General features: G+C 72.9%; 8 protein-coding genes. 3 read left to right on the top strand and 5 right to left on the bottom strand.

Going from position 1 to position 9,397, the window contains the following annotated elements; all coding sequences use genetic code 11:
- Positions 1-203: 203 nt before the first annotated feature.
- Positions 204-1,799: an ELWxxDGT repeat protein gene (locus ABD067_RS17935; RefSeq protein ID WP_343896737.1), complete on the bottom strand. Its 1,596-nt coding sequence runs from the start codon at positions 1,797-1,799 to the stop codon at positions 204-206.
- 139 nt (positions 1,800-1,938) lie between these two features.
- Complete coding sequence (gene hslO / locus ABD067_RS17930; RefSeq protein ID WP_343896736.1) at positions 1,939-2,943, bottom strand: Hsp33 family molecular chaperone HslO; 1,005 nt, start codon at positions 2,941-2,943, stop codon at positions 1,939-1,941.
- 271 nt (positions 2,944-3,214) lie between these two features.
- Here hslO and ABD067_RS17925 point away from each other — a divergent pair, with 271 nt between their 5' ends.
- Together ABD067_RS17925 and ABD067_RS17920 are read left to right on the top strand one after the other, a co-directional pair.
- Positions 3,215-4,060 carry a sensor histidine kinase gene (locus tag ABD067_RS17925; RefSeq protein WP_343896735.1) on the top strand — a complete coding sequence of 282 codons (846 nt, stop codon included), beginning with the start codon at positions 3,215-3,217 and terminating at the stop codon, positions 4,058-4,060.
- Positions 4,061-4,175: 115 nt separating this feature from the next.
- On the top strand, positions 4,176-5,237 hold the full coding sequence (locus ABD067_RS17920; RefSeq protein WP_343896734.1) for an amino acid ABC transporter substrate-binding protein: 1,062 nt from the start codon (positions 4,176-4,178) through the stop codon (positions 5,235-5,237).
- 89 nt (positions 5,238-5,326) lie between these two features.
- On the opposite strand, the gene ABD067_RS17915 is transcribed toward ABD067_RS17920, so the two are convergent.
- The 3 genes from ABD067_RS17915 to ABD067_RS17905 all read right to left on the bottom strand — a co-directional run bounded on the left by ABD067_RS17915 (position 5,327) and on the right by ABD067_RS17905 (position 8,389).
- Positions 5,327-5,710 (bottom strand): response regulator, encoded by a 384-nt coding sequence (locus tag ABD067_RS17915; RefSeq protein WP_343896733.1) that lies wholly within the window; start codon positions 5,708-5,710, stop codon positions 5,327-5,329.
- Between the two features lie 276 nt (positions 5,711-5,986).
- Positions 5,987-7,675, bottom strand: a complete 1,689-nt coding sequence (locus ABD067_RS17910) for an ABC transporter permease (protein WP_343896732.1) — start codon at positions 7,673-7,675, stop codon at positions 5,987-5,989.
- 72 nt (positions 7,676-7,747) lie between these two features.
- A complete protein-coding gene (locus ABD067_RS17905; RefSeq protein WP_343896731.1) occupies positions 7,748-8,389 on the bottom strand; it encodes a flavin reductase family protein in 642 nt (213 codons plus the stop codon).
- 112 nt (positions 8,390-8,501) lie between these two features.
- Between ABD067_RS17905 and ABD067_RS17900 the strand changes: the two genes are divergently transcribed.
- Positions 8,502-9,389 carry an MBL fold metallo-hydrolase gene (locus ABD067_RS17900; RefSeq protein ID WP_343896730.1) on the top strand — a complete coding sequence of 296 codons (888 nt, stop codon included), beginning with the start codon at positions 8,502-8,504 and terminating at the stop codon, positions 9,387-9,389.
- The last annotated feature ends 8 nt before the right edge of the window (positions 9,390-9,397 follow it).

Below are 9,397 nucleotides of genomic sequence, written 5' to 3'. Positions count from 1 at the left end.
GGCTCCGGCCGCGCGCAGGACGCCGCCGCGGCCGCCACGGCCGGCGGCAACAACAGGAAGGATCGGCGGGCCGCCGGCCCGCCGCGCCGCGAGGCCCGGGGTGTCATGGCGGCGAAGCTAGAACAACCCCGGCCCGGTTGGAAACGCGGGCGCCGCGCCGTCGCCGCGGACCCTGGACGGGGCCGCGGCCCGGCCCGAGGCCGTCAACCAAACGGGTCGAACCAGTGCCAGTGCATCCCGCCGCGGCCGCCGTCGCCGGCGCCCAGGGAAACGAACTGGCCCGGGGCGCTGCCCTCCGCCCCGGGCCGCAGGTCCTCGACCAACCGCGTGCCGTCCCCGGTGCCGTCCGTGATCCAGACCTCGCGGCCGTGGAAGCCGTCGTTGGCGCCGAACAGCGCGCGCGCCCCGTTTGCGAAGGGCGCGAGCCCGCCCGCGTCGCTGGAAGAGCCGGGGCCGGTGCCGGGCCGCACGTCCTTCAGCAAGCGGGTGCCCTCGGCCGTGCCGTCGCTGATCCAGGGCTCGATGCCGGTGGCCCCGTCGAACCCGATCAGCAGCACCCGTCCGGCGCCCAACGGCGCGATCCCGAACGCGCCGCTGTCGCGGCCGGGGTTGATGTCCTCCACCAGCCGGGTGCCCGCGGCGGTGCCGTTCGTGACCCAGAGTTCGGTGCCGTTCGCGGTGTCGCTCCCCAGGAACAGCGCCCTCCCGTCGCCGAGGTCGGCGAAGGCGCCGGCCACGCCGCCGGGCCCGAGGACCGGGCGGACATCCGCCAGGAACGCCGTCCCGGCTTCCGTGCCGTCGGTGATCCAGAGCCCGTTCGCGGCGGTTCCGCCGAACGCGCCGAACAGCGCCCGCCCGTCGCCGAGCGCGTGGTAGGCGGCGGGGAAGCTGGCGCCTTCGCCGGGGTTCAGATCCTTCACCAGCCGGGTGCCCGCTTCCGTGCCGTCGCTGATCCACAACTCGGCACCGGCGCCGCTCCCCGCCTCCTCCGCCCGGAACAGGAGCCGCCCGTCCCCGAGCGGGTAGAGGCCGAAGGGGCTGAACTCCGCGGAGCCGAAGTCCTTGATGGAGCGGGTGCCCGCTTCCGTGCCGTCGGTGCGCAGCACGACGTAGCTGCCGGCGTCGAAGGAGCCGACCAGCGCCTCGCCCTCGCGCAGCAGGCCGAAATCGGACTCGATGTAGGAGCGGCCGTTGGTCTGCGGCGAAACCAGCCGGGTGCCCTCGGCGGTGCCGTCGCTGACCCAGAGCGAGCGGCCGAAGGCCGCGTCACCGGCCGCGAACAGCGCCCGCCCGTCGCCGAGCGGCAGGAAGGAGCGCGGGTCGCCGCCGAAGGGGCCCGTCGTCAAATCCTCCACCAACCGGGTGCCGGCCCCGGTCCCGTCCGTGATCCAGAGTTCGACTCCGCCGCCCGAGCCGTCATCGGCGCCGAACAGCGCCCGGCCGTCGCCGAGGGCGCCGAACGAACCCGGGAAGGAGAACGGAAAGGCGTCGCCCGCGCCCGGGTTGATGTCCCGCACCAAGGACGTGCCCTCGGCGGTGCCGTCCGTCACCCAGAGTTCGCGGCCGTTGGAGCCGTCCTCCGCGCTGAAGACGAAGCGATCGTCAGGCGGCGGGGAAGGGGCCGGGAACGGCGGCGCGTGCTTCCCTTCCAGGATGCGGCGGATCGCTTCCGCCAGTGCGTCCCGATCGGCCGGTACAGGAATGGCGTGCGGAGCGGCCCATTCGCCGCCCCGACCTGCGGTGTGAGCTTCGGCCGGCGCCTGCAGCGCGGCCGCGCCCAGGTCCACAGCGATGTCCATGTCATCCTCCCCGGCGGCGGCGCACGGCTCCGGCCGCCGATGCCGAGGTGCATGCTATTTCACCCGCCGCGGCGGGGGTGCGGGCGGTGCGCCCCCGGCCGTCACAAGGCCGCGACGTGGAGGGCGCCGCGTCCGCCTGTCACGCGTGCGCGCCGCCGCCTTTGCCCTCCGCGGCCCTCACCTCCGCCCGCTCGAAGCGGAAGTCGATGTTGCAGAACTCGCAAGTCATGGTGATGGCGCCGTCGTCCTGCGCCATGTGGTCGAGGTCGCCGCCGCCGAAGCCGGACAGCACGCCGGCGAGCCGCGCCCGCGAGCAGCGGCACCCGTAGGCCAGCGCCCGCGGGCGGTCCACGGCCAGCCCTTCGGCATGGAACAGGCGCCGCAGCAGCTCGGGCCCCGGCAGCCCGTCGTCCAGCAGCTCCTCCTCCGTCAAGGTGCCGGCGAGCGCGAGGGCGGTGTGCCACGCGTCCTCGGCCTCCTCGGCCTCGACCTCCGGCCCGACGATGCCGCCCTCCGGCGCCACCCGCTCCAGGATCAGCGCCGCCGCCCGCCATCCGTGTGGCGTGCGCGCGCAAGCGAGTTGGAGGTGGGTGCGGAGCTGCTCCGAGGTCTGGAAGTAGTGGTCCGCCATCTCCATGAGCGTCCCGCCCTCGATGGAGACGATGCCCTGGTAGCGCTCCATGTCCGGCCCCTGGTCGCAGGAGAAGGCCAGGTAGCCGCCGCCCAGCAGCGCGCCGGCGCCGGGCGCTTCCGGCGCGGCGGCGTCCAGCATGGCGCCCAACCGCCCGCCGTCCACCCGCGCGTAGCCGCGCAGCGCGCCGGACTCGGTGCAGTCGGCCAGCAGCATGGAGACCGGGCCGTCGCCCTTGGCCTGCACCGAAAAGCTGCCGCGAAACTTCAGCGCCGCCGCCAAGCCGGCGGAGAGCGCCAGGGTCTCGCCCAGCAGCCGGGCGATGGCGGGGTGGTTGTCGTGCCGCGTCAACAGCGCGTCGGCCAGCGGCCCGAGCCGCACCAGCCGGCCGCGCACCGGCTTGTTGTGCAGGTGGAAGGGCTGCACGCCGCGCGGCACCACGATGTCGGGCACCGGCGGGCGGTCGTGCTGAAGGAAATCGGGCGTGGCGGAGGGCTGAGTCGGATCGGGCAAATCGAGGGCGGTCCCGGCGTAAAGCCGAAAGATGGGGGCTCCCCGGCCGGCAGCCAATCGGGTGCCGGGTTCCGCTTCGTGGATCAAGCGGCATCCCCTCAGCCGGCGGGAGAAACCCGCCGCGTAAATATATGAAATAACACCCAATCAAAATGCATCCGGTACGGCGGCCTGCACGTAGGCCTCAAGAGCCTCGCCAAGTTACGAAACGTCCATTTTTTGTTCAACCGAAGCGGACGTCCCCGCTGCTCTCTGAAGGTCGACTACGCGCATGAAACAAGGAGATTTCACCTCGTCCGTCTGCCCCGACCAGAGCCAGGATCGCGCCGGTGAGGCGACGCCGGACGCCGTTGAGCAGTCGCTCGCGGAACTCGCGGCGGAGATCGCCGCCGCGCGGCGGGCCTCCGGCGGCGCGGGGAGCGGCGCGGGCGCGAAGGCGGAACACGCCCTGGGCCGGCTCCGGTTGGAACTCGCGGCGGAGCGCGCGAGGGCGGAGGCGCGGCGGGCGCTCCTCATCGGCGAGCTGAACCACCGGGTGAAGAACACGCTCGCGGTCGTGCAGTCGCTCGCGGCGCAGACGGCGCGCGGCGCTCCGGACCTCCCCTCCTTCGCCGCCGCCTTCCAGGCCCGGCTCCTCGCGCTCGCCCGCGCGCACGACCTGCTGACGCGCCGGGATTGGGAGGGCGCACCCATGGTTTCCGTGGTGCGCGCCGCGGTGGAGCCCTGCGGTTCCGGTCGCGTGGACCTCCGCGCCGGTCGTGCGCCGAGCGCGCTCCTCGCGCCCGCCCAGGTGCTGACCCTGGCGCTGGCGCTGCACGAACTCGCCACCAACGCCCTCCGCCACGGCGCCCTTTCGGAGCCGGGCGGCCGCGTGTCGGTGTGCTGCGGCCCGGACCCGGCCGAAGAGGGGGCGCAGCGCGTGGTTTGGGCGGAGCGGGACGGTCCGCCGATACCGGCGCCGCCCGTTCGCAAGGGTTTCGGGCTGCGCCTCTTGGAACGCGGGTTGGCGGGCCAAGCCGGCATGGAAGCCGAAACCCGCTTCGAACCCGAAGGCTTGCGCTGCGCGCTCCGCTTGCGGCCCGCCGGCCCCGCGCTCCAGTCGGCGATGACGACTTGAATTGGCAGGAAGAGCATAGGGATGCGGATCTATAAGGCCGGCGAGGGGGCGCTGCCGATTCCCGCCGCACCAAAGCCGGCTTCGCGCGTTGCCGCCCGACGCGACGGAGCGCCCCATGAACCACAAACGCCTTCTTCCCCGCTTGGCCACCGCAGCGGCGGTCCTCATGGCCAGCGCCCTCGCCGGTGGCGTCCCGGCCCAGGCCCAACAGCAGCAACGCCCCGCCGCCCCGTCCGGCTCCCCCACCTTGGACGCCGTGCGCGAGCGCCGCCTCTTGCTGTGCGGCGTGTCGGGCGAGTCCCCCGGCTTCTCCTTGCCCGACAGCCGGGGCGAGATGCAGGGCCTCGACGCCGACACCTGCCGCGCGGTCGCCGCCGCCGCTCTGGGCGACGCCAAGCTGGTACGCTTCGTGCCCCTTTCGCCCCAGGCCCGCTTCACCGCGCTGCAATCGGGCGAAGTGGACCTCCTGGTCCGCAACACAAGCTGGACCTTGACCCGCGAAGCCTCGCTCGGCCTCCTCATGGCCTGGATCAACTTCCACGACGGCACCGCCTTCGTGGTGAAGTCCGACGCCGGCGTGTCATCGGCGAAGCAGTTGGACGGCGCCACCGTCTGCCTCCTGCAAGGCACCAGCACCGAGCTCGACGTCGCCGAGTGGTTCCGCGCCAACAACCTGCGCTTCACGCCGGCGGTGTTCGGCGGCGTGTCCGAAACCCAGGCAGCGTTCCTCGCGGGCCGCTGCGACGCCTGGGCCAACGACGCCTCCTACATCGCCGCCTTCCGCGCCAGCCAGCCCAACGCCGGCCTTTCCCTGCTGCCCGACCGGATCGGCAGCGAGCCGGTGGGCGCCATGGTCCGCAAGGGCGACGACCGCTGGTTCGACCTCGTGCGCTGGACCGGCGCCGCGCTCCTGGCCGCCGAACAGGCGGGCGTCACGAGCGCCAATGCCGACGAGAAGCGCCGCTCCCCCGACCCGGCCTTGCAACGCCTGCTGGGCGCGCAAGGCGACCTCGGCAAGGCGCTCGGCGTGGACAACGCCTGGGCTTCCAACGCCGTCAAGCAGGTCGGGAACTACGCCGAGATTTGGGACCGCAACCTCGCCCCGCTCGGTCTGGACCGCGGCGCGAACCGCCTCGCTTCCCAAGGCGGCCTGATGTGGGCGCCGCCGCTGCGCTGACGCGCGGCCACAATTAGCAGGCGTCGCAAACTCCGGCCGCGGCGTCGACGGGGTTGCGAGCGGGCGAAGCGCCGCGGCGGCGTCCGCGCTTACCCGCGGCCGGCGACGTCCCACAAGGCGGCGATGATGGGCGCGATGCCGATCGGCTTGGTGAGCAGCCGCATCGGGCCGCGCCCGGTTTGGAGCGAAGCGGCGCCGTTCGGCGGCGGGTAGCCGGTCATCACCACCACGGGCAGGTCCGGGCGGCGGGCGCGCAGCTTCGCTATCAGTTCCTTGCCGCCCAGCCGGGGCATCTTGAGGTCGGTTAGCAGGAGGTCGAAGCCGGCGCCGCCGGAGGCTAGTTCGAAAGCTTCCTGCCCGTCGTTGGCGGCGAGCACCTCGAACCCGGCCTCGACCAGCCCTTCCTGGATCACCTCCGCGGCCAGCGGTTCGTCCTCCGCCATGAGCACGCGCAACGCCGCTCCCCGTGTCATCAAGCCGCACGCTCCGACGCAACGGGGGCGATCGATATCCATAAATTAGCATGCAACCTAGTCCCGGTCGGTGGCCGAGCTAGGCGAGCGCACGTGGGCGCGGCGGCGCCAGGATTCGTCTGCGTAAGAAGGCCCAACATTTCCCGTCCCGGCCACGAAGAAAAATGGATACAATGTTCGGATTTCTTGTTGGTTGGACCTTACCGTACAACTCATGGTGGCGGGAGGTAACGGAGGGGTTCCCTCGGCCTTGTGATGGACGTTACTCGACCTGTGTTACCGCCGCACCGCCCGCGCCAACGCCATTACTGGAAGTAGGCCGGTTACAACTATCAGCAGCGCCGCCGTGCTCGCCTCCGCCAAGCGCTCGTCCGCCGCCAAGCTGTGGACCCGCACCGCCAAGGTGTCGAAGTCGAACGGGCGGACGATGAGCGTAGCCGGCAACTCCTTCATGGTGTCCACGAAGACGAGCAGGCCGGCGGTAAGCAGGGCCGGGCGGGCGAGCGGCATCTCCACCCGGCGCACCGCCGCCCCCACGGGCGAGCCCAGCACGCGCGCCGCGTCGCGGAGGCTGGGCCGGATGCGCCCGAGACCGGACTCGACCGCCGACAACGCGACCGCCAGGAAGCGGACCAAGTAGGCGAAGACCAGCGCCGCCGCGCCGCCCGAGAGGAGCAGGCCGGTGGACACGCCGAAGCGCGCCCGCACCCAGCCGTCCATCGCGTTGTCCAGCAGCCCGAGCGGCACCAGAGTCCCGACCGCTATCACCGATCCCGGCACGGCGTAGCCCAAGCCGGCGATCCGCTTCGCCAAGCGCTGCGGCCAGCCCGGATGCAGCCGCGCCGCCCAGGCGAGCAGCGCCGCCGCCGCCACCGCGGCGACCGCCGTGGTGCCGGCCAGCAGCAGGCTGTTGGTGGCGAAGGGCAGGAAGCGCCGCGGTTCGAGGGGATCGCCGACCTCGACCATGAGCGTCAGCAGCGCCCCCGCCGGCACGCCGAAGCCCAGCAGCACCGGCGCGGCGCAAACGGCGAAAGCCAGCGCCGCCTTCCAGCCGGAGAGCGCGACGGGACGGACCGGCGGTTGCCGGTTGGTGGTGGGGTGGTAGCGCCGGCCGCCGCGCAGCATGTGCTCCACCGCCAGGAGCGCCGCCACCAACCCCATCAGGCAAACGGCGAGCTGGGACGCGGCGCCGCGGTCGCCGAGGCCGAACCACGCCTCGTAGATGCCGGTGGTGAAGGTGCGGACGGCGAAGAACTGGACCGTGCCGAAATCGGCCAAGGTCTCCATCAACGCCAGCGCGACGCCGCCTACGATGGCGGGCCGCGCCAATGGCAGGGCGAGCCGCAGGAAGCAATGCGGCAGGTTGTGGCCGAGGGTGCGCGACGCCTCGACCAGGCACACGCTCTGCTGCTGGAAGGCGCCGCGGCAAAGCAGATACACGTAAGGGTACAGCACCATCGCCAGCACGAAGGCGGCGCCGGGCAGGCTGCGGATCTCCGGGAACCAATACTGGCCCCAGCGCAGGCCGGTCAGGTCGCGCAGCGCCGTCTGCGCCGGCCCGGCCGCGTCCAGCAGCCAAGTGTAGGCATAGGCGCAGACATAGGCCGGCATCGCCATCGGCAGCAAAAGCGCGACGTCGAGCGCCCGGCTCCCGGGGAAGCGGCAGGCCGTCACCAGCCAGGCCGCCACCGCGCCGCAGGACGCGGTCATCGCCCCCACGAGCAGGACGAGCAGCACGGAGTTGCCCAGCATCTCCGGCAGCGTGGTCGCGGCGATGTGCCGCCACACGGCGCCCGCCGGCACCGCGGCGGTCACCGCCACCGCGAGGATCGGCGCCGCGATCAGCGCTGCGAGCGGCAGGGCGAGCAGCGTCCAGAACGGTGCTCGGCCGCGGCGCCGCGGCGCCGTGGGGCCGGGGCCGGCGGCTGCCGGGTCCAGGGCAGAAGCGGGGAGGGGGCGTGTCATTTGCGAGCGGTTCTCAACCACCCGCTATCACGGGCGCCCGTGCGCAGGAAGAGCGGGCGGTGCCCGCCGCGGTTACTCCGCCGCCTTTTTCCGCGCCTCCCACTCGGCGGCGGTGATGCGCTTCACCTCGAAACGGTCGGTGGTGCGGGCGTACCAGCCGCGGCCGTGCATGCGGCCGACGAGGCCGAGCTTCGGCGTGTCCACGTAGCGCTTCGCCGGGTCGAGCACGCAATCGTCCCGGATGTGCATGGCCAGCACCCGGCCGAGCACGATGGTGTGGCGCCCGGCAGGTATGAGCTGGAAAGTCTCGCACTCCAGCGCCACCGGGCTCTCGGCGATGCGCGGCGGCTTGACCTTGGCGGAGGGTACGGTGGTCAGCCCGGCCTCGGCCAACTCGTCCACACCCGGGGGGAAGTCGGCCGCGGTGACGTTCATGCCCTCGACGGTGGCCTCCGACACCAGGCAGACCACGAACTGGCCGAGGGCGCGTATGTTGGCCGCCGTGTCCTTCAACGAACCCTCCGGCCGCGGGCCGGCGCCGAAGCCCACCACCACCGGGTTGTCGGAGAAGGCGTTGAAGAAGGAGTAGGGCGCGGCGTTCACCGTGCCCGCCTCGTCCTGCGTCACCACCCAGGCGATCGGCCGCGGCACCACGCTCGACACCACCAGCTTGTAGCAGTCCTGCGCCGGCAGCTCGCCGAAGTCGAAGAGCATGGGGCCTGTCTCCCGCGGGTTTCCGGCGCGGACGGTGGCGCTTCGGCCCGGGGCTGTCGAGGGCACGGCCGCGGGCCTAGCCTGCGCGCCTAGCAGCACGGGAGGAGCGGGCATGGCGCGGCGGGTGCCGGAGCGGCAGGTGCCGGGGATCCACCACAGGCGGGTCGGGGCGGACGTGGTCGTCACGGCGGTGAGCGACGGCCACCTGGACGGCTCCATGGCGGTGATCCAGAACATCGAACCGGAGGAAGCGGCGCGGATGCTGCGCGAAGCCTTCCGCCCGGTGCCGCGCCGGACGGCGGTGAACACCTTCCTGGTCTATTCCGGCGGCAAGCTGGCGCTGGTGGACAGCGGCTGCGGCAACGCCATGGCGGCGACCGCCGGCAAGCTGCGGGAGAACCTCGCCGCCACGGGCGTCCGGCCGGAAGAAGTGGACGCGGTGCTGCTGACGCACATGCACCCGGACCACTCCAACGGCTTGGCGGACGCCGAGGGTCGCGCCCTGTTCCCGAACGCCGAATTGGTGATGCACGAGGCGGAGTGGGCGTATTGGCGCGACGACGCGGCGATGGCGCGGGCGGACGAGGCCTCGCGCGAGCGCAACTTCCGGGCCGCGCGCGCCCAGGCGGCGCCCTACCGGGACCGCCTCCGCTTGTTCAAGGGCGGCGAGGTGTTCCCGGGCGTCACGGCGATGCCCTTCCCCGGCCACACGCCGGGGCACACCGGCTACATGGTGGCGTCGGGGAGCGACAGCCTGCTGATCTGGGGCGACATCGTCCACGTGCCGGAGATCCAGGTGCCGCGGCCGGAGGTGACGATGGCCTTCGACGTGGACCCCCGGCAGGCCGAGGCCACGCGGCGGCGCGTGTTCGACATGGTGGCGGCGGACAAGCAGGCCTTCACCGGGATGCACCTGCACTTCCCCGGCCACTCGCACATGCTCCGCCGCGACGGCGGCGGCCACGCGCTGCTGCCGGAGGCTTGGGCCGCGGGGTTCTAGGCCGCGGT

The sequence above is a fragment of the Craurococcus roseus genome (assembly GCF_039523795.1).
Classification (GTDB): Bacteria; Pseudomonadota; Alphaproteobacteria; order Acetobacterales; family Acetobacteraceae; genus Craurococcus; species Craurococcus roseus.
Note: the sequence above shows the minus strand (reverse complement) of the source record. Positions and strands in the feature narration are given on the sequence as shown.